General features: G+C 37.8%; 16 protein-coding genes. 2 read left to right on the top strand and 14 right to left on the bottom strand.

The features are described from left to right. Window positions 1-4 precede the first annotated feature (4 nt). The 5 genes from IGL90_RS02195 to IGL90_RS02175 all read right to left on the bottom strand — a co-directional run bounded on the left by IGL90_RS02195 (window position 5) and on the right by IGL90_RS02175 (window position 7,635). The gene (locus IGL90_RS02195) at window positions 5-949 is read right to left on the bottom strand and encodes a 3'-5' exoribonuclease YhaM family protein (RefSeq protein ID WP_002355522.1); all 945 of its coding nucleotides are present in this window, start codon (window positions 947-949) and stop codon (window positions 5-7) included. Beyond that, window positions 946-3,657 (bottom strand): ATP-binding protein, encoded by a 2,712-nt coding sequence (locus IGL90_RS02190; RefSeq protein ID WP_010777410.1) that lies wholly within the window; start codon window positions 3,655-3,657, stop codon window positions 946-948. Before IGL90_RS02190 ends, IGL90_RS02195 begins: the two co-directional genes overlap by 4 nt. Continuing rightward, window positions 3,654-4,889, bottom strand: coding sequence for a DNA repair exonuclease (locus IGL90_RS02185; protein WP_002364822.1), 1,236 nt, complete (start codon window positions 4,887-4,889; stop codon window positions 3,654-3,656). The genes IGL90_RS02190 and IGL90_RS02185 overlap by 4 nt, the downstream gene beginning before the upstream one ends. A 155-nt stretch (window positions 4,890-5,044) precedes the next feature. Continuing rightward, window positions 5,045-5,386 carry a YlbF family regulator gene (locus IGL90_RS02180; protein WP_002355518.1) on the bottom strand — a complete coding sequence of 114 codons (342 nt, stop codon included), beginning with the start codon at window positions 5,384-5,386 and terminating at the stop codon, window positions 5,045-5,047. A 62-nt stretch (window positions 5,387-5,448) separates the two neighbouring features. Further along, window positions 5,449-7,635, bottom strand: a complete 2,187-nt coding sequence (locus IGL90_RS02175) for a PBP1A family penicillin-binding protein (protein ID WP_002378020.1) — start codon at window positions 7,633-7,635, stop codon at window positions 5,449-5,451. Window positions 7,636-7,977: 342 nt separating this feature from the next. Here IGL90_RS02175 and IGL90_RS02170 point away from each other — a divergent pair, with 342 nt between their 5' ends. Then, entirely contained in the window at window positions 7,978-8,841 is an 864-nt protein-coding gene (locus IGL90_RS02170) for an RluA family pseudouridine synthase (RefSeq protein ID WP_002364824.1), read from the top strand. Between the two features lie 123 nt (window positions 8,842-8,964). On the opposite strand, the gene IGL90_RS02165 is transcribed toward IGL90_RS02170, so the two are convergent. From IGL90_RS02165 to IGL90_RS02145, 5 genes are all read right to left on the bottom strand, one after another. Further along, entirely contained in the window at window positions 8,965-9,519 is a 555-nt protein-coding gene (locus tag IGL90_RS02165) for a GNAT family N-acetyltransferase (protein ID WP_002361240.1), read from the bottom strand. Between the two features lie 10 nt (window positions 9,520-9,529). Further along, the gene (locus IGL90_RS02160) at window positions 9,530-11,050 is read right to left on the bottom strand and encodes a phosphoglucomutase (RefSeq protein ID WP_048737382.1); all 1,521 of its coding nucleotides are present in this window, start codon (window positions 11,048-11,050) and stop codon (window positions 9,530-9,532) included. A 33-nt stretch (window positions 11,051-11,083) separates the two neighbouring features. Beyond that, window positions 11,084-11,539, bottom strand: coding sequence for an arginine repressor (argR, locus tag IGL90_RS02155; RefSeq protein ID WP_002355509.1), 456 nt, complete (start codon window positions 11,537-11,539; stop codon window positions 11,084-11,086). Between the two features lie 141 nt (window positions 11,540-11,680). Beyond that, window positions 11,681-13,198, bottom strand: coding sequence for an ABC transporter permease/substrate-binding protein (locus IGL90_RS02150; protein ID WP_002375918.1), 1,518 nt, complete (start codon window positions 13,196-13,198; stop codon window positions 11,681-11,683). Continuing rightward, window positions 13,199-14,152 (bottom strand): ABC transporter ATP-binding protein, encoded by a 954-nt coding sequence (locus IGL90_RS02145; protein WP_048737384.1) that lies wholly within the window; start codon window positions 14,150-14,152, stop codon window positions 13,199-13,201. A 236-nt stretch (window positions 14,153-14,388) separates the two neighbouring features. Between IGL90_RS02145 and IGL90_RS02140 the strand changes: the two genes are divergently transcribed. Continuing rightward, a complete protein-coding gene (locus IGL90_RS02140; protein WP_048737385.1) occupies window positions 14,389-15,402 on the top strand; it encodes an acyltransferase family protein in 1,014 nt (337 codons plus the stop codon). A 774-nt stretch (window positions 15,403-16,176) separates the two neighbouring features. On the opposite strand, the gene csn2 is transcribed toward IGL90_RS02140, so the two are convergent. From csn2 to cas9, 4 genes are read right to left on the bottom strand one after another with little or no spacing between them, the layout of a single operon-like run. Further along, on the bottom strand, window positions 16,177-16,836 hold the full coding sequence (gene csn2 / locus IGL90_RS02135; protein ID WP_048737387.1) for a type II-A CRISPR-associated protein Csn2: 660 nt from the start codon (window positions 16,834-16,836) through the stop codon (window positions 16,177-16,179). Further along, complete coding sequence (gene cas2 / locus IGL90_RS02130) at window positions 16,837-17,166, bottom strand: CRISPR-associated endonuclease Cas2 (protein WP_002364833.1); 330 nt, start codon at window positions 17,164-17,166, stop codon at window positions 16,837-16,839. It lies immediately after the preceding gene. Further along, on the bottom strand, window positions 17,163-18,029 hold the full coding sequence (gene cas1, locus IGL90_RS02125) for a type II CRISPR-associated endonuclease Cas1 (protein WP_048737388.1): 867 nt from the start codon (window positions 18,027-18,029) through the stop codon (window positions 17,163-17,165). Before cas1 ends, cas2 begins: the two co-directional genes overlap by 4 nt. Continuing rightward, window positions 18,030-22,043, bottom strand: coding sequence for a type II CRISPR RNA-guided endonuclease Cas9 (gene cas9, locus IGL90_RS02120; protein WP_048737389.1), 4,014 nt, complete (start codon window positions 22,041-22,043; stop codon window positions 18,030-18,032). Window positions 22,044-22,052 lie beyond the last annotated feature (9 nt).

The raw sequence follows: 22,052 nt of genomic DNA, 5'->3' as shown, positions 1-22,052 counted from the left end.
TTTTTTATTTATCTTTTGGAACATAGAAACTGCGGTTATCTAAACCAAAGATTCGTTCCGTATACTCCCCAGGCTGTGTTTGACGAATTGCCCCTAGCATCATTTGAATGGACGCATCCATGGTATCAATTTGATGTAAGATTTCCGCTTCCATAATTCTTGGTCGCACAGGTGAGCCATATTCCAACAATCCATGGTGGGCTAAGACCATGTGCCGAAGAACGACAACGTCTTCTTCTCGATCATCAATTTTCAAAGCCAAACACGCCTTGGTAATTTCCTCATCCACCAAAACTAAATGACCAATTAAGTTCCCTGCCACCGTATATTCTGTCGTAATAGCACCAGATAATTCTAAAACTTTTCCTAAGTCATGTAAAATAATCCCCGCGTATAATAGTGACGTGTTAATTTCAGGATATTCCTTAGCAATTGCTTTGCCTAGGCGTAACATTGAGACAGTGTGGTAAGCTAAGCCATTCGCAAAAGCATGATGGTTCCGTTTGGCTGCAGGAAATTCATAAAATTCTTGTTGGTATTTCGTCATGAGATAGCGCACAATACGATTCCAATGAGCATTGGTAATTTCAAAAATTACTTGATTGATTTCCTCGACCATCTCTTCTTTTTTCAAAGGCGCTCGTTCCATATATAAACTTGGCTGGCTTGGTTCCTCTGCTGTCGCTAAACGCATGTGTAAAATTTTTACTTGGGGTTTATTTTGATAAACTTCTCGTTTCCCATTCAGTAAAACAACGTTCCCCGCAGTAAATCGTGTAATTTCATCCTCAGAGGCGTCCCAATATTTTCCGTCAATCGTGCCAGATGTGTCTTGAAAGGTAAAGGCAATAAACTTTTTCCCATTTTTAGCTACACGTACATCGGCATTTTTAATTAGAACAAATGATTCAAAAAGTTCTTCTACTGTTAATTCACGTAATTTTTTCACTTGACGCTTCCTCCTTCTAACGCAATTACTCTTTGTTTTAAGTCCTGATAATAGCTTACCATTTCTTGGTCAGAAGAAAAACAAATGACTTGCTGTTTTTGACCAAACTTAGTAAATAATTCAGCTAATTGGGCTTTTCTTTGATGATCATAATGTAACCAGCCATCATCAATGATAATTGGACAAATCAGTTGCTCGCCTTGGACTGCTAAAAAGGCAAAACGAACAGCCATCATCAATTGATCTTTAGTGCCAGTTGATAATTCATGTAAATAAAACATTTCTTGTTCTTTCGTCACCGCAACTAGTTGACCTTCGGCTACTTGGATTGATTGATAACGCTGATTTGTTAAAAGTGCAAAGTAGCTTGATGCATACTGTAATAAGCTGGGCAATTGTTGTTCCGAAAGCTCTGTTAATAGGTCCATTAACAGTTGCCCCGCCAGTTGATACCCAGACCAACGTTGAGCTAGTTCTTTGATTTCCGCTTTTAAAATTGCTTGTCGTTGATACAACTCATCTAAGGTACCATCCGTCATTAATTGTTGTTTTTCATAAATCAGCGCTTGATACTGTTCTTGTATTTTATCTAACTTGCTTTCTTCCAGTGCTTGTTGCTGCGCCAGTTGTAGAGAACGGGCTTTTAACGTTGCTTCTGTTACTGCTTCTGGAAACAGATTGCCTAATTGTGTCGCTAATTCTTGTCCACGACCAACTTGGGCTTGCTGAGTGGTCAGCTGTTGAATCCTACTTGGAACATCAGCGATTGATAGAATCCGATAACGAATTAGTAAAGGCTGAATTCGTGTTAACGCTTCTTGCTGTTTAGTTTTCAACTCTCGTAACTGCTGTTTGAGATAGCCATCTGCTTGATACTCCTGAGCAAAGCGAACTTTCTCCATTTCTTCAGCAAACCCTTCTAAAAAGTGTAACTTTTCGGAAAGGCTCTTTCCTTGCAAGGGTAAATGCGTCATCAATGGGAAGATTTGTTCTTCAAATACTTGGCGTTTTTGTTGATTTTCCTTCAATTGACTCATGAGTTCTTCATTTGTTTGAACAAGCAATAAATAGCGCGTAATCAATTCCCGCTGATTCATTAAAGTATCAATTTGTTGCATTTTTCCTAATTGATGGACTTGGGCTTGCTCCGCTACTGCTTGTTCAAGTTGTTCCACTTGCAGTTGTGCCTCACGTTCTTGATTCAGCGCTTGTTGGAACTGTTCATTTAAATAATCTAGTTGCGAAAGTTTCGTCTGCCATTCTTCTTTCACTTCATCAGAGGAAGCTTCTTTTCTAGTGGCGTAGCTAAGCACTTCTTTCGCGATAAAACTAACTCCCACGAGAACTAGGCCCCATTTTAAAGGGCTTGGCAAAAAGAAACCGAGTAATGCAAGGATACTTCCTAGCAATAACCAAAGTGGTTGACTTGTTTTCTGCGCTTTTTGGGCACGCGTCGCTTCACCAAAAAATGCGGCATGCGCTTTTTCAAAATCCGTTAACTGGTCTTCCAGATTTTCAATTTGAGAAGCCAAGAATGCTTTCTGTTCTTGTCCTTTTTGAAGAGCTTGCGTATACGCAACTTGTTGTTGGCGCCACTTTTGAACGGTTTCGTTGTCATAAAAAAGCTGTGGTGGTCGTTCAGGCGACCATGACCATTCGTTCTCTAAAAGGACCATTTCTTGACGATTTTGCTCAAAGGTTTGGGTCATCCATTCCGATTCCGTCATCAATTGTTGCATATCATAGCGTTGATTCAACAATTGTTGAATCAATGCTTCTTGTTCTAGGTAAAAAGCATACCCTTCTGGAACATCGAGCGCTTCTGACTGAAGAGATAACTCTTTGGTCAAACGTTGTCGTTCTTTGTCTAGGTACATATATTCTTGAAAGGTTTCTTCTAATTGAACTTGGTCTTCTTTTACTAAAACAACGTTCTCTGTTTCTTCAGGTAGCGACTGCCATTCTTCGTACAAGGGAAAGTGACGTTGCTGTTCCGCAACCTGTAACAAGTCCTGTTGCGTTTCTTTTAATTGCTGTTGCAGTGTCACTCGCTGTTGTTCTGTTTCGCGAATCGTTTCTTCTAATTGTTGAAAAGTTTGTTGCTGCGCTTCTTTCTCTTGAATTTGCTCTTTTAGTTCTTGATAAGCCGCCAACTTCTGATTGAGTAATGGCTGCTGCCCTTTGCCTTTAAAGATTTTTTGTGCTTCTTTAAAGTACGCATTTCGGTAAGTCAAAAGTTGTTGACTACCAGAAACACCAATGGCTAACAAGGATGTTTGCAGTTCCTCTTCTGTCAACTTGTCACTCGTAATTAATTGTTCTTGTTGGAAAGTAAAAATCTCTTGAAATAACTTTTTCGTTAGCGGATGTAACATTTGCTGTAAGGTTTTTTCATCCCCCATTTGTTGTTGATAATAAATGATTGCTTGCCCTTTATTTTTTTCTTTAAAACGCTCGACTTGAACTTCCCCAAACACAGGATGTGCCAACCACAAACGACCACCATACGAACCACCATTTTTAGGTACGTAATCGCGTTTTCTTTTGCCCTTTGTGGGAAAACCAAACAGCATTGCTTGAATGAATTGATACAATGTGGACTTGCCAACTTCATTTGCGCCGTACAGCAATTGATTACCAGATTCAAATGTAATTTTCTGTTGTTGCCATTTTCCAAAGCCCACAATCTCTACTGCAAGTAATTTCATAGTGGGTCCTCCTGAATAGTAAAGTCTTCATTAATTTGCTCATGTGCTAGGCGCAAGCTCTCTAATCGCCACTGCTCATCCATTGAAAAAATTCCAGCAAATTCTGGATAACGTAACAATTCCTTGGTGGTATCTTCAAAAATAACTGGATCTAAGTATGTTTTTTCTAATGCCGTTAATAAGTTGGGACTAGCGGATAAATAGATCGGTTCTTTCGTTGGTTCCTCTGCTTGCAATATTAGGCGATAAACAAAAAAATCACCTTGCGTTTTTTGTAAAAGCTGCTGCTGTAAGTAGCTTAATAGTTCACCATTGACAATGGCTTGCACCACGGTCACATCCAAATGTTGCGTTTCTTTCAGTGTCAACGCCATCAATTGCTGTTGCTGATGCGCATGCCACTTCGTCAGCAAACTGGTTTCAAGATAAGACAAAACGCTTTGGGTGTCACGACATTGCGCAAGAGATACTTCTTCATTCGTCCAATCTATTTCTGCGACTTTTTCAAATTGAACAGTCGCTTGATTTTGGGAAAGTGTGACCACTGCAACCCCTTGTAAAGACTGTTCTTTTTTCGTGTGTCCTTGAGGTGTTCCAGGATAAACAATTAGCGGTTGTTCACTAACAATTTGCGGCTGATGAATGTGGCCCAATGCCCAATAATTATAGCCAGTGGCTTTTAAATCCTTCCATGTAAACGGAGCATAATTTTGTTGCGCTTTCCGACTGGTGTCTCCATGATAAATCCCAATATGAATATCAGATTCTGCTTGTTTGATAGGAAATTCTAGTGCTTTATTTTCATCAATCCAGGGATGCTCATAACTAAACCCTGAAACAGCCACTTGTTCGCCCGCTTTCGTTTCAAAATACAGTGTCTCAACCATTTCTTTTTCAAATAAAAAAACATTGTCTGGAAAAGAAAACCAATAGCGGTCTTTTTTATAGTAATCATGATTCCCAAATGTTAGAATCACAGGGATTTCTGCTTGTTTCAACTGTTCTAATGCAGCCATCAATTGGGCTTGCATTGAAATAGAGGTCTGACTTTGATGAAACGTATCTCCTGCAAAAATAACCAAGTCCACCGCTTCTCGAATGGCAACTGTTACGATATTCATTAACAATTGTTGATTAGCTTCTCTTAAGCGCTTCGCTAAGGCTGTCGGGATCCCAGTTAACCCTTCAAAAGACCGATCCATGTGTAAATCAGCTGTATGCAATAGTTTCATCGTTTCCCCTCCTTTTCTCCTCCCTTTATCATATCATTTTCTGCCAGCTTGGTCAGTAAAAACATACGAAAATTTGTTCGTTTTTTTATTTTCAGTAAAAGAAAAACTCTGACAAATTGTCTTATAGACAACTTGTCAGAGTTCAATTACGTAAATTAATCGTTATACATATCACGCACAGGAGTCATGATAATTCGGTTTAAATCATTGACAACTAAGCTAAACGCTTGTTCTTTTTGCATTAATTCGTTGATAACTGCTGTTTCTTGCACTTTCGTTGCAATGCTTTGTGCTTTTTCAGCATCTTCATCCGTGAATTCTTCGCCGCGCATTTGTTTTTCTTGAAGTCCTTGTTGGAATCCTTGGAATTCTTTAAACAATGTGTAAGCTGCTTCGTCTGCTTTTACTTCTTCATACGCTGCTTGTAATGCTTTAAATTCGTCTAACTCACGTAGTTCACGTTCAATCTGATTGGCTGTATCATAAATGTTACTCAATGGAATCCCTCTTTTCTCAATAGTTTCATCTTTATTGTACCATTTCTCTTAGGTTTTCCCAACTAATTTCCTAATAAGCCTCCGAAAATTCCTTCAATCTTGTCTTTGACTTTTTTCGCGCCGTCTTTAATTTGTCCCCCAACTTCATTCAATGTATCTCCGAAATTGCTAGCGCCGTCTTGAACAGAATTTCCAAAGTCTTTTAAGTTATCCCGCCAATTAGAATTGGCACCACCAGTTAAACTATCGTTGCTATCAACAACTTTCCCACCTGTGGCATAAGCATCCGCGACAGGAAATTGTGCTTGTTTGACTTGTGGCAAGATGCCACTGGCTTGACTGTTGAACACCTGAGAAGCATATGTGGCGCTACTACCTTCCAGATAATGGGTTTTACTGGTTTCTTGGAAGCCTAGCCAAGTAGCAATGACAACTTCTGGTGTATAACCAATCACCCACTGATCGTTCGTTTTACTACTATCGAAGTTGGTTTCTGTCGTACCTGTTTTACCAGCCATTACGTAGCCTGCTGGTTGTGCGTTGACCCCGCTCCCAGAACTAAAGACCCCTAGTAACATACTTGTAATCCCGTCTGCAACATCTTTGGTAATGACTTGTTCTTTCTTGACTTTAGTATTATCAACTACAATTGCGCCAGTTGAGTCGACGATTTTTGTAATTAAATGCGTTTCAGTTTTATAGCCTTCATTGGCAAAGGCACTATAAGCTCCCGCCATAGTTAGTGGCGAAACACCCGTTTGTAATCCTCCAAGGGCTAAACCATAGTACCGATCTTTTTCTGATAACGGAATGCCAAATTTCTCTGTTTTTTCATAGCCTTTATCTAAACCAATTTGATGTAATAACCACACCGCTGGTAAATTTAAGCTTTCTCCTAAGGCTTGGTACATAGGAACTTCTCCACTGTACGTTCGGCTATAGTTTTGCGCTGGATAATAATCTTGTGGTTTATCTTCTAAAACAGAGTCTGGTTTATAGCCAGCCTCTAAAGCTGGTGTATAGACAGAAATTGGTTTTAAGGACGAGCCTGGTGAACGTTTTGTTTGCGTTGCAAAGTTAAAGCCTCGATAAACGTGTTCTCCTCGACCGCCCACCAGTGCTTGCACGCCGCCGGTTTTCGGATCAATGGCTACAGAGCCACTTTGAACCATGGCACCATCTTCTGCATTGGGTGGAAATAGTGCATCATTTTTATAAGTTGCATCCATCGCATCTTGATACCCCTGATTTAAAGAAGTGTAAATCTTGTAGCCTTTATTTAAAATATCTTCTTCTTTAAATTTATAACGATTGACCGCTTCATCAATTACCGCATCAAAATAATATGGATATTTGTAACTATTTTCGTCGCCAACATAGGTGTCATTTAATAGACTCGCTAAGTTAACACTCGCTTCTTGATTGGCTTCTTCTTGAGACAGTTTTTTATTGTCGACCATAAGTTGTAAAACGGTATTCCGTCGCGCTGTGGCATTGTCAATGTAATCAATTGGGTTATAGATTCCTGGCCCTTTTAACATGCCCGCTAGCGTTGCGGCTTCCCCCACTGTAACTTGGGACGCATCCACGCCAAAGTATTTACGAGCTGCATCTTGCACGCCCCAGACACCATTACCAAAATAAGAATTATTTAAATACATTGCCAAGATATCTTTTTTCGAATATTTCTTTTCGATTTCAATCGCTAAGAATAATTCTCTGGCTTTCCTATCTAACGTTTGCTCTTGCGTTAAGTAAGCATTTTTGGCTAATTGCTGCGTAATTGTACTTCCGCCACCACCGCCACCGATTTTCCCAAAGGTCAATTTTCCAACAACCGCACGGGCAATCCCTTTGATGGAATACCCTTTATGTTGATAAAACCCGCGATCTTCAGTTGAAATAACCGCATCTTGAATATAAGGAGAAATATTATCCAGTTCCACAAAAGTCCCTTTTTGCCCGAATAATTTTCCGACTTCCTCTCCTGATTCATCATAAACACGTGTTGATTCACTTAGCCCCGATTTTAGGGTCTCAACGTTTGCGGACTTGGCTAAGTAAAATAAATAAATACTGGCACCTAAAGCGACTACCAAACCAATTAACAAGAAAATTTTATTGATTTGATACTTTTTCCAAATCCGCTTTCTGGCTTGATGGAATTGTATTAAATAAGGCTTTATCCACGTCCAAAAATGACGTAATCCGACACCGACTTTACTAAAAAATTGTTTAAGATTGTCCATAGTACTCCCTCTATTTACGTTTCTTGGCTAAGTCTACCATATTCTTGTGGGTACGACCTAGGTCTAAAGCATGAAAAATTCTTGAAAAACAATTTCAATGATCTTTTCGCTGTAGCAAAGGAAATGTGGCCTTCGCTAGAGGTAAATAATTGCTTACGTTTAGAAACGAGTCTTTATTTAGCCTCTATTCTATCATGCTTTTCTTCGTTTTTTATGTAAATTTGTTTAAGAATCTCTCAAGGAACTGCCTTTCTAACAAATTTCAGCTTTTTTTCCGTTCTGACTTGACCTTTTGAGTAGCTTTGTTACACTAAATAGCGAATCAGTGAAAGGTGGGATTTGGTGGAATATTCAATGAGATTACCTGAAAATTTTTCAACAATGACTGTAAAAGAACTATTAGAAAATGAGTGGCTAGTCCCTCGAAAAGTGCGCCATTTTTTACGCACGCGAAAAAATGTCAAAATCAACGGAGAAACAGCTGCTTTTCATTTTCCAGTCCAAGCTGGCGATTGTGTCACCTTAACGTTTGAAGAAACCGATTATGTGCGTCCCACTATTCATTTGGGGGAAGCAACGCGTGTGAAGGTTTTATATGAAGACGAACATTTAATGATTGTAAATAAACCTTATGGCATTAAAACCCATCCAAATCAGCCACAGGAAACAGACACCTTGTTAAATCATGTTGCTGCCTATTTAGCTGAGAAAAATCAGGTCCCTTATGTCGTTCATCGATTAGATAAAGAAACCAGTGGTGCGATTGTCTTTGCTAAAAATCCTTTTGTCTTACCTATTTTAGGGCGTTTATTAGAAACAAAACAAATTTACCGTCAATATCAAGCGATTGTAGCTGGTCACTTTAACCAAAAAGAACAGACAATCAATCAGCCGATTGGTCGTGATCGACATGATCGCCGGAAACGACGGATTGATCCTCAAAAAGGGGATTCAGCGATTACACATGTCCAAGTGGTCCAAGCTCTTTCTAACAATCAAACCGCAGTTACCTGTGTTTTAGAAACAGGTCGGACGCACCAAATTCGGGTCCATTTAGCTAGCGAAGGGCATCCAATTATTGGTGATCCGTTATACAACCCAAAATCGCAGGCAGCTCGTTTAATGCTCCATGCTTCACAACTTCATTTACTCCATCCGTTTACAAAAAAACAAATCGTTGTGACTGCAGCGCCTGGCCTATGGTAAAAAAACAGAAGAAATCGGACGGTAACCGCCGATTTCTTCTGTTTTTTTATTTTACCGCACATTCACTGCTGAGAACGGCATATCTGCGTTTGCTCAGTGTCTTGGTGTTAAACAGTTCCTGAGCTAACTCTCAGCCTTAATCATTTGTAGCCACTCTTTTTGTAAAATTCCGTAATTGTAGATATCCAGCCATTGGCCATCTTGAAATAACGCTTCTCTATCAATTCCTTCTTTTTTGAAGCCTACTTTTTCATAAACATGAATCGCTTTTTGATTGTTACTATTGACAGCTAATCTGATTTTGTGCAAGCCCAATTCATAAAAAGCAAATTTACAAATTAAAGACACCGCCTCAAAGCCATATCCTTGACCACGTTGCTCTTTTTGTAAAATAGCAATCCCTAAATTGGCCCCTCTATTTTTCAACTGTACATCAGACAACGAGACCCAACCAATAAATTTCTCTGTCGTATTTTCTAAAATAGCAAATAGAAATCGATCATCTTCTCCTTTATTAATCGTGAAATCTTTCCATTCTTCAAGCCCCCACGGATGTAAAGCATCCCAGCTCAAATGCCGAAGCAATTCATTATCCCATTGCTGTTTTGCAATATGTTCGATATATTCTTCTCTAAAATGAGAAAAGCCAATGTGTTTTCCTTTTAAGACATTTTCCATAAGAACACCTTTAATTTCCTAAATTATTTTCTATTTGCTGACTATCTATTTCCTCGTATTTTTGTAAAAAAGTGGCAATTTTTTCGATGACACACGCATTTTTATCGCTTTGGTCATTCTCTACCTGAAGAACAAGCAACGGTTCATGCAGACTTAAGCGTAGCAAAAACCACCCACTGCCATATTGACCAGACACGTTTCCCCGAACACCTTCTTGGTTTTCACGGTCCACAGCAAAGTCTGCTTGATTTTCTACAAACAATTCAAAGTCTCGCAAGACTTGTTGCCCATAACAAGTCACATCCTCCGCAGTAATTTTGAAGCGAAATTCGTTGGTTTCTGCCGGTTGCTTCAATGTAGCAATCAGATCACCTAACGTTTGATTGTTTTGTTTCAATTCTGGTAACAACATTAAAATTTTTGCCACGACATATGCACCATCATCCAGATTGTAGTTTTCTTGAAACGCTGCATGACCACTGGTTTCAATGGCTAACGGTGTCTGAAAGCCCCCATGATTCAATTCAATCATTTTATTAATGACATTTCGGTAACCAGAAATATAACGAATCTGTTGGCCGCCTTTTTCTTCAATAAATGTTTTTAAATGACTTGAGGTTGGCGAATTTGTCACAATATAACTACCAGGCGCTTCTTTTAAAACGATTGCCGCTAAAACAGCAATTAAATTATTTCGGTTTAGTACCTCACCTGATTGGTCCACCACGGCCGAACGATCTACATCTGTATCAAAAATAATGCCCAAATCTGCTTGATTAGCTAAAACAGCTGTTTGAATACTTTTCATTGCTTCAGAATTATCTGGATTAGGTACATGATTAGGAAAATGCCCATCTGGTTCTAAAAACTGTGATCCCGTCGTATCAGCGCCCAAAACTTGAAGAACCTGCTCTGCAAAGAAGCCCCCAGCCCCATTACCCGCATCAACGATAATTCGAAAGCCCTGTAAAGGTTTCTCTTCTGGCGAATGAATTCCTTGGCGAATTTTTGCCACCAAATGCTCCGCATAAATTGGCAGTAACTCTTGCTTCATCAGTGTGCCATTTTCATTGGCCGTCAGCGGATCAGTATGAGATAAAATATACCGAATATCTTCTTTCTCTGCTCCACCTTCTGCTGTGAAGAACTTCAAACCATTAAAGTAATAAGGCAAATGGCTAGCTGTAATCATAATCGCTGCATCACATTGAAGCGTTGGAAATTGAGTAGCCATAAACATAGCAGGCGTCGTAGCTAAACCAACGTCAATCACCTGAATACCTAATGAAAGAAACGTATCTACTAATGCTTGCTTAATCGGCTCCGCCGTTAGACGACTATCATGTCCGATTGCAATTGTCAGGCGCTGTTGTGCCTTTCGTGGCAGCTGTTTTTTGTCCTGTAACCAACGAACCACGCCCACCGCAATCTTGGCTACTGCTGTTACGGTTAATGTTGCAGTTTGCTCTTCCGTATCCAAAGCAATTCCCCGAATATCCGAACCATTTTGTAGCGCTTTCAATTCTACCAAGAAAAAAACTCCCTTCTATTGATGCTTTCAATTTTAAAAAATCATATTTTCGATGCGTTCGATAAAGTGTTCCGCATCCTCTTCTGAACGTGTAATCACAATAATCGTATCCGCACCAGCCACTGTACCAGCCACTTCTGGATAAGCTACTTCATCTAAAAAGTTACTCACCACATCGGCATTCCCCATCTCTGTATGCAAGATGACAATAAATTGTACTCGCTCCATTCGAACAACTGAATCTTTTACTGATTCTCGTAATTTCTCTTCACTGCTTGTGCCTTGTGCTTGAGAAAAAATTGCATATTTGACACGACCATCTGCACCATGTGTTTTAACAATACTCATTTCACGGATATCTCTTGAAACAGTCGCTTGAGTGGCTCGGACGCCAAGTTCTTCCAAACGAGTGATTAATTCATCTTGTGTTTCAATTTCTTGTTGCATAATTAATTGTTTAATCAAACGTTGGCGTTCTGCTTTTTTCATATAGACCACTCCTCTCCATTCATTTCTTTTATTATATCCAAAAATGAGTAAAAATACAGGTACTTTTCACATTAAACTCTTTATTTATCTGAAAAAGGCTGGATAAATGTTTATATACCAGTCTTTTTCAGTAAAAAATACTTATTTAAGAAGATTCTTTTCTTTTAAATAGTCTTTCGCCACTATGCTAGGATCTTGCCCCTCCACATTGACTTGATAATTCATTTCACTCATTTCTTCTTCGCTAATTTTTCCTGCCAATTTATTCAATATTTCTGCTAATTCTGGATATTTTTCCAACGTTGCTGTTTTAATAAGTGGTGCTCCTTGATAAGGCGGAAATAGCGCTTGATCATCTTCTAACGTTACTAAATCGTATTGTCTCAATTCACTATCCGTTGAATAGGCATCAATCACATTTACCTCACCATTATTAATCGCTTGATAGCGTAACGCCGGTTCCATCGATTGGACATTCAGATTTAAATGATATTTTTCTTGTAATCCCTTATAACCATCTTGCCGATCAATAAATTCTAACGTAAAACCTGCTTTCAACTGATTGCTAATTTTCTGTAAATCACTAATCGTTTTTAATTGATGCGCTTTTGCAAATGAGCGCTTAACTGCGACGGCATACGTATTTTCATAGCGCATCGGTTTCAACAAAGTAAGGTTTTCTTGTTTTTTCAAGCCAGCGCGTGCCGCTTCATAGACTACTTGAGGTTGATTGTCTAGCTGAGGAGGATTTTTTAAAAAGGTTTCGATCACTGTTCCTGTAAATTCCGGATAAAGATCGATTTCATCTGATTTCAAGGCATTATATAAAAAAGTAGTCTTGCCAAAGTTTGGCTTTAACGTCACCTGAATGTCGCTATTTTCTTCAATTAAGGCTTTATACATATTAATAATAATATCTGGTTCCGCTCCTAATTTGCCAGCAATTGTCAGCTGCTTTTCCTTTGAAGAAGTTTGTTGATTCCAGAAAAATGAACCACCTAACAAAAGGCCTAAAATAGTACCGCCAATGATTAGTCGCCGCCCATTCGCTTTTTCCAACCAATGAATTCCATAATTAAATAAGACTGCTAGTGCAGCCGATGAAATGGCTCCAATAAAAATCAACGATAAATTATTTCGATCAATTCCTAATAAAATGAAGGTCCCTAAACCACCTGCTCCAATTAACGCCGCCAACGTGGCCGTACCAATAATTAAAACGGTAGCCGTTCGAATCCCAGAAATAATAAATGGTAACGCCATTTGCAACTCAAACTTAAACAGTTTTTCTTTTTTACTCATCCCAAATGCTTCTGCGGCTTCTTCTAACGAAGGATCAATTTCCGTCAAACCAGTATAGGTGTTTTGTAAAATTGGGAATAAGGCATAAATCACTAGCGCAACAATTGCCGGTGGTCGACCAATACCAATTAACGGAATCAGTAAGCCTAGCAAGGCTAAAGAAGGGATGGTTTGGAAAATCCCAGTCACTTGTAACAGACTTTCCGCTAACTTACGATGACTCGTTAAATAAATGGCTAGGGGAATTGCAATCAACGCAGCGAATAATAACGAAATAAAGGACAATTGCATATGCTCGATTAACGCTTGCAGATATTCTTCTTTTCGAGCGAAAAAAGTTTCAATCAGTGCTTGCATCTACTGTCCCTCGCTTTCCAACAGCTGTTCCATAAAACGAGTAATCGTTTTTGAGGTGATACACCCTAAAACTTGTTGTTTTTCTACTAAATTTGCTTTCTCTTGTGCATTAATGAGTTGGACAATCTCTTTTAAATTGGTTTCCATGAAAACAGTCGGCACTGGCTCAATCGTCTCATCTGCGGCTTCTAAAAATGCATTCAAGTCAGCGCCACAATAGTTCGCTAGTTCTGGCGAAGATTGTTTGAAAAATTGACCGACAAAATTATTTTTCGGATGTTTTTGAATGGCTTCTGGCGTATCGACTTGAATAATTTTGCCAGCGTCCATAATACAGATGCGCTCCCCTAACAATAAAGCTTCATTCATATCATGGGTCACAAAAACAATGGTACTCGCTAATTCCTGATGAAGTTCTTTCACCAAACGTTGAAGATGATGTCTTGAAATCGGATCTAGCGCGCTAAAAGGTTCATCCATTAAAATCACTTCTGGTTCGGCTGCAATGGCGCGTAAAATCCCGATACGTTGTTGTTCGCCTCCTGAAAGCGCTGCTGGCTTACGATGCAGATATTCCTCAGGATCCAGCTGAACTTTTTTCAATAGTTCAATGGTTCGCTCTCTGCGTTGCTCTTTGGGCCATTTTTTCATTTCAGGAATCAACTCAATATTTTCCGCCACGGTTAAGTTAGGAAATAAGGCAATTTGCTGAAGAACATAGCCAATTTTTAGTCGTAATTCACGTAAAGGGTAGTTGGTTACCGCTTGTTCATTGAGAGCCACTTCACCTGTCGTTGGCTCAATGAGCCGATTAATCATTTTCAAAGTCGTCGTTTTTCCACTACCACTCGGCCCTACTAATACAAAAAATTCGCCTTGTTGGATTGTTAAATTCACATCGGACAAAACGGCATTTTCTTGATATACTTTTGAAACATTTTGAAATTTTATCATTTATTTTCACCGCATCTTTCACTTCTTAATAAACAAAATCTTTGGAGGATCGTCACTCTTTCAGTATAATTTAAGACTAACATCCTGCCTAATTTTTTGTTTTAAGCGCAAGTATGTGGGGGCTCATTTAACGGCTGCCGGTTCGTATCTACAATTATCTACTCAATGAATGGAAAAATTGTCCTCTTCTGCCTTAAACAAAAGTGAACTGTTTTCTACTAAAAGGAGTGATCGTTATGGAAAACGACAAGCGAATTTATAAATGGGACAACGTGAAACTTTTTTTAATTTTCTTAGTGATTTTTGGGCATATTTTAGATCGTGAAGCTGCTCCTTCACGACTCATGGAAACGATCAACTTTTGGATCTATTCATTCCATATGTCAGCCTTTATTTTTGTCTCTGGACTCTTTAGTAAACATGCCATTAAACAACGAAAATATCTCCGTTTACTTTCCTTTGTTTGGCTTTATCTCTTAGCGAAGTTGTTGATTACACTTGCTAATTTCGCCTTTGCAAATAAAATGAATTTTGATTTACTGAACGAAACGGGCGTTCCTTGGTACTTACTTTCCTTAGCAAGTTTCTACTTAATTACCATCTTTCTTCAGCGCGTTCAGCCGAAAATCATGTTGCCCATCATCATTGTTATCGGCTGCGCCTCAGGCTATTTGCCTGTGGAAGGTTTCTTGTCTTTAGGACGGACTCTGGGCTTCTTTCCTTTCTTTTATTGTGGCTACTTAATGGATATTCAAAAGCTACAAACCTTTTTAGATCATCGCAAAGTCAAATGGGCAGCGATAGGCATAATTTTAAGCTCCTTTTTATTTGTAAATAGTCAATGGTCATTGGCAACGAAATTTTGGGGCTTCTTAACTGGTTGGGCTTCCTACGCTGAAATTAGTCCGGCCTTTGAATACAGTAGTTTCATTCAGCTGTTCTTTTACGTTGCTGCAGCATTGGTGTCTCTTTCTTGGTTTGCATTATTGCCTAAACGAAAGTTACCTTTAAGCGCCCTCGGAAAAGATACCCTCTACCCTTATCTCTTGCATATGCCCTTAATTATTCTGTTGGAAAGTGGTTTACAATTAGACACACTCTTTAAAGAATGGTTTACTTTCCGAATCCTGGCACTTTTCTTCTTAGCCCTCTTCATTTTAGCTATTACGAATATGCCTGTGGTGAAACGGGGAGTGGATTATCTTTTTAATCCACAATCAATAATGATTCCCAAGAAAATATACAAATAAAGAGCATAGAAAATTAATCCGCTTTCTATGTTTCATGAATCTCATTAAGCATCTTTAACCACATTGAAAGGTCTATCTTTCAATGTGGTTAACTTAACTTTAATTGGGTCCTCAGTTTTACTTTTTTGTATCATCAAATAGTACAACAAAAGCATGAAATATTAATAAAACAGGGAGTGTCATTTTCAATAAATTGGGGATTAGTTCTTGATTTATAGATAATCGTATTCTCTATTCGTAAAGTAATAAATAACGTGACTCTAAAATTAAATAATTTCGTAATCGCATCACTTGCTCTAGCAAAGCTTCAATTTATTAATTATATTTTTTATATAATAACCATATTTATACATATTAACGATATTTTTACATCAATCATATCGTATCTGCGAAAACTAAACAACATGACTCTAAAACACTAAATGCCACCTCGTCTGGCACCATAGCGTTTTGGTACCATTCTAAACAACATGACTCTAAAACGCCTTTGCAACGGCGATTGTGACAGGATTGGTTTTGGTACCATTCTAAACAACATGACTCTAAAACAAAATTTTTGAAGCCCTTCCGTGTCAAAAGGTTTTGGTACCATTCTAAACAACATGACTCTAAAACCGAAGATCCGGTAAAACCAGTGCCACCACCGTTTTGGTACCATTCTAAACAACATGACTCTAAAACCTCGGAGAATTATTTTTTCTCCAAAGTTCCGTACTCGCATCACTTATCCATAGCTAGATTTCAGTTTAGAATGAACCACTAATCAATAACAATTTAAGCTTTTTCATAACTCAAATAAAAGTTTTCGTCCAAAATATATTGGAATCTGTTCTGGACCACCCTTTGTTCTAAAAACAAGACATCCACATTATTTAAAGAGATATATTCTACCACTTGTTGCACTTCATCCTCTGTCAAATACGTACACGCATTAATAAAAATCAATAATTTTTTCTTTGATAAATAACGATGTAATTGTGTAATTTCCATAACTTTTTCAAAAATCGTATCACTCGTTGTTTCGATTTTGATTCCAAGAGCTTTGAAAAGTTCCTGCACAGTGATGCCATCTTCTTCCAAATCCATTTCATGTTCCAACAATTCATAGCCAATTAATTGACTAATTGTTCCAGTTAACTTCTCAATCATTGATTTGACTTCTGGTTTATCATTTAATTGTGCTTCTAAATCCCCATAGATTAATTTCAGCGTGGCAGCCGAATTAACGTCATAGCCTAAAATATCCGTAACAACAAATAATTCCGTTGGTTTCAGCCCTTTTTGTTGCGCATCAAATAGTTTTAACTCATTTTCCCCATCATATTGATAAATTAACTTCACTAGATGGGCAAAGGTTTGAACGTCTTTAATCGTTAAAAAGGTGGCTTTTTCAATTTCAATGGGTTCTTCCAATAAAGAAAAATTAACTCTCATCTATTCTTCTCCTAAAAAGACAATCCGTTCATCTGAATTAGCAACTCGATTGTCTTGTTCTCCATGCAAATAAATCATTCGAGAAAATTGTTTTTCTGTTACATTTAATAGTGTAATTAGTCCTCTTTGCGGATTATTCTGCTTTAAGCGAGCCAACATTGCTTTATTAGCAGTATCATTCAACAAAATTTTGCTGTAAACCGAAAATTGATGCATAATAAATCCTTCATTAATCAAAAATTTCCGGAACTTCCGATACGCTTTCCGGTCACTGGCTGTGTCCGTTGGCATATCAAACATTAATAATAGACGCATATATCGATAACTCATATCCCAAACTCTGGAACTCCTTCCTCCTCTTGATTCAGAACTTTTACTACATGTTTTGTATAATCGGTAGCAATATTGGTTAAAAACATTTGTTTTTTCTTGTACATATACGTATTCATAAACAAAGCAAATAACTTACGTTTCATTATCGGAAATGCTTCTTTTCTATTCTCATAAATGATTTGATCTACCAATGGACGAAAAGGCTCCATAAGATCACTTGCTAAGTTAAAGTCATTAAATTGGTTGGCATGTTTTAGTCCTAGTTGTGTAAAACAACCTGTCTGGACTAACTCTCGAGCAAAAATACTTAATAACAACGTATAACCATAATTTAAACCAGCATTAATGTCATTTTCTTGTTCACGTTTAAAATCATTGCCGAAGAGAGTATTAAAGTAACTTATAGCTGCATGACCTTCTCGATTGGCTGGATCAAACAGACGTAATTCAGCGCGCATAGCTAACAAAGCAGCAGCCTTTTGGCTATAGTCTCGTTGCGCTAAGTGTAAACTCTGATTGGTGATTTTTTGTGCAATGATCGCTGTCCAAACTTGACCTTTTCGTTCTTCCGTCCAAGCCAACTGGCGTGTCAATTGCAAGCTACTATCATGCCGTCCATAAAAGGGCAAAATTTTACCAATTGGTAAACGCTTATCATCGCAAAATAACACTAATATTTTTTCATCAATTAATCGTTTTAATAGCATCGTGGTTAACGAAATGTCCGTTGTTTCCAACAACAAAACATCAATCTCAGACAAATGAATTAATTCTTGGTGATCAATTGCTTTAAAAACAAGATGATTGTTTTTATAGGATAATTTTGAATGCTTGTTAACCACTACCGTTCGCCAGCCCATCTAGTCGACAACCTTTCTGCGTGTTTCATACAGGCCCGTAGGCGATTGGTAAATGATAGTGGCATCAAAAATTTCTTTGATTGACGTGTAGCGTGCTCGCTCAATGTCTTTTTGGAAAAATTTAAATGTACTTGGTGCGCCCATCGCATTAAACTGCATAAGTTGGATAAAGGATGCCGCAATCTCTTTCACATCTGCTGTTTGATTTGCTTCAAAAAGTTTCACAATTTGCTGGACTTTTGACTTGGCTAATGTATGCACTTCAGCAAAGTCAACCACTCTCTCTAAAATCTCTTGAAATTCTGGTTGATGTTGTTCTACATAAGCCAAACTTTCTGATTGATTTGGTAACAAACATTGTTTCGCATGGTACAGTAATGTAAGTAAATGTTCAGGTAAAACCATCTGGTTCCCTTTTTGCGCTTCTTTAGCGCTGGCTAATAAGCGCCGGCGCCCCTCTGGAAATTCATACAGTGTATACTTAGGCAATTTCATTAATACACGAGGCCGCAAGAAGCCTTTCTCCTCTAAAAAAAGAATAGGATTTTGTTCAAACCTTGTTTTTTCCATAATCGTAATGCCCAGTATCTCCTGTTTAATAAGAGGTTTTTTACCTTTTTCATGCGTGAATAACACTGTATAAGCAACTACAGGACTATCAAAACCGCCATATTTTTGGGGATCCAAACCATTTTTGACAGGAATCAATTTATTCGATGGTCCTTTGGGTTTAATCGACTCTTTTGAAAAACCGCCTTTTTGCACTTCTACTTTTTTGACAATATTCATTTGATGGTAATTTAATTCTTTTTTGATAGTTTTTAAATAACTGTTACTCCAAAGAATTTCGCCATCCTTCATGAACCGTGGTTCATCTTCCGTGAAAAAGCGCAGCAAATTTGTATAAATTATAGCCTTCGCCGTGGCTTTATTTTCTTTAAAGGTCTGGAACTTAGGATATTCTCCGTAAACAAATTCTGGTGCTAAATTAGGATAAACTTTTAATAACGTGGTTGCGACCACACAGTTTAAATAAGCATCTTGTCCATGGTGATAATCATTCACTTCACGGACTTTATACAAGCCAAAAATCGAACGAACTTGGCTCGTTAAACTAGCTTTCAAGGTGATGATTTGAACTTTTTTCTCTTTTGAATTAGCATTGTAGCGTTGATTTAGGATTCCCGCAACATTTTTAGTAATTTGACGAGTTTCTACTAATTGCCGTTGGATAAAATGCGCTTTGTCTTCGAGAGTCAAGCCACCTTGCTCCCCCTTGGTCAGACGTTGGAATTTCCGTTGACTAATTAAGCCAGCAGCATATAATTTCTCCCAATAAGCTTTCATATCCTTAACAACTTCCTTGCTAGGTACATCATCGGATTTCCCTCGATTTTCAGTAGAGCCCACTAAAACTAGGTTATCCAATGAATCGTCTTTCATAAAGCTTTGTGGGATAATATGATCAATATCATAGTGAGATAAACGATGAAGCGATAATTCATCTCCCGTGTACATATCTTTACCATTTTGCATATAGTAAAGGAAAAGACGGGTATCTCGTAACTTTTCATTAGTCGTTGGTTGTTCTTTTAATAAATTGCTGCCGATTTCGGCCATTGCTTTTTCAACTATTTTCAAGCGTTGGATGGATCTTCTCTTGCCAGTGCTAGTCGTTTGATTTTCACGTGCCATTTCGACAACAATCCGCTTAGGCGCATAACCCATAATCGCGACTAGTTCATCGACAATTTTTAAACTTTGATAAATTCCTTTTTTTATTGCTGGACTACCAGCTAATTCATTGACAGTTTCACTTAATGTTTCTTCATGTTCACTGGACTGTGCTTTTTGAATAGCATTTTTAAAAGATAATTGTGAATCATTAATCAGTTGCATAAAATTGCGATTATAGTGTTTTGAGACCCCGTCATCTTTAATTAAATAGCCCAAAATTGTTTTACCCGATTCTTTATCGTAGATACCATTGATTAATTTCTTCGACAATCTTCCCCAGCCAGTGTAGTGCTTGCGTTCTAATTTTTTTAGTACTTCTGCTGAGAACTGCCCTTTGAATGTGGAAAGTTGCGTCCGAATTCGTTGCCGATCTTCAAAAATAGTTAAAATTTTTATGATATCTTCCAATTTTTCGGCATTATCTGGGTGGTCTAATTCTGCTCTTGTCAAACCACATTTCAGTAAATCCTGATACGTGCTAAAACTAGCATTAAATTGGTCTTCTTCAAGTCCACTAAGCGTGACAATCTCCGTATTATATTCGTTTCGATAGAATTGAATGATATCCTTTTTCTTAACTTTTCGACGCGTCTTAAACAGATAATCAAAGATTTTTTCTTTTTCCTTACCTGAAAAATTGGCTTTGATTCCTCGATCATCCGTATAAGAAATCTTGGTCAATTCATTAAATACCATAAACTTTTCATATAATAAACTATGTTTCGGTAAAACTTTTTCAGAAGGTAAATACGTATCAAAATTGGTCATTCGTTCAATAAAGGCTGTCGCTGATTGGTCCAAATCAACGGTTTCTTGAAGGTTCCAAGGACGAATTGGTTCCTCACTTTGACGTTTTAACCAAGCGAAGGTACTTTCATCTCCTTTTGATAATGGTCCGACATAATAAGGAATTCGAAATGTAACCAGTTGTTCAATTTTTTCTTGATTTTCTTTTAAAAATGGATAATAGGCCGCTTGACGATGAATGATTGCTTGTAACTCAGCCAAATGAATTTGATGAGGAATCACCCCATTATCAAAGGTCCGTTGCTTTCTTAAAAAGTTTTCTTGAGCAATTTTTTCTAAAAAATATTCTGCTCCAGCAATATCTTGAATGATTTTCTTAACATACTGGTAAAATTTAAGCTGTGAAACCTTACCTGCGTGTGCAATGTAGCCTGCATAGCCGTCTTTCTGTTCATTTTTAAAGAGATTATCATATTCGTCTGGACAATTTTCACGAATAAATCGTTTGAAATTTTTTAAATCTTCTTGATGTTCTGTAAAACGGACAATCATGCTAGAAGATAATTTCGTGTGACTTTTTTTATCCGAATCTGCTAAAATCGTTGATAATTCAACTGCATCGTACACATTTTTAGCAGCTAAAAACACGTCACTATATTCATCCCCAACCTTTGCTAAAATGCCTTCTAAATCTTCTTCATAGCTTTCACTAGCGTAGGTTATTTTGGCTTCTTCTTCCAAACCAAAAACTTTTTTAAAGTCAGCTTTATTCCCTACCATTAGCTTTAAGAACTGACCAAATAAGCCATTAGCTTTTTCTTGAGGAAATTGTTGTAAGACTTTTTCAGATTTTTTAGTCCGAGAAGCTTTTTCAGTCAACTCTTCCTCAATCAAGACAGATTCAGGTAAAGGCGAACTAACTAAGCGACCCTCTCCATTCACAAAGGTCTGGTTATAAATGATCATAAATTGTTGAAATTGTTCTTTAACAGAAATATTTTCTGTACTTAATTTCCCTTCAATTAAAAAATGTCCACGATATTTGACAATATGTGCCAACGCCAAATAAATTAGTCGTAAATCTGCTTGCTCAGATGAATCTGCTAATTTTTTGCGTAAATGGTAGATTGTCGGATACGTTTCATGGTAAGCTACTTCATCTTCCAACTTAGCAAAAATCGGATGTCTGTGCCACTTCTTATCTTCAGGCACTAAAAAACTCTCTTGTAAACGAGCAAAAAAGTTTTCATCCAAAGCTGTCATCGCTTCTTCAAAAAAAGCTTGTAAGTAGCGTAAACGATTCCGTCGACGACTAATTCTTCGTCGTGCCGTTCTTTTTAATCGGCGATCTTCGGCTGTATGCCCTTCTTCAAATAAACGCACACCCCAAAAATTTTTCTTGATTTTCTTTTTTTCAGTGTTTCCATAAATAGGCATTTTTTTCTTCACCAACTGATAGTCTTCTGTCATAACTGCCCAGCCGACAGAATTAGTCCCTATATCCAGACCAATAACGTAGTCTTTCTTCATTTTATTTCC

Origin of the sequence: Enterococcus sp. DIV1307a (genome assembly GCF_050537425.1) — a bacterium.
Classification (GTDB): Bacteria; Bacillota; Bacilli; order Lactobacillales; family Enterococcaceae; genus Enterococcus; species Enterococcus faecalis.
Note: the sequence above shows the minus strand (reverse complement) of the source record. Positions and strands in the feature narration are given on the sequence as shown.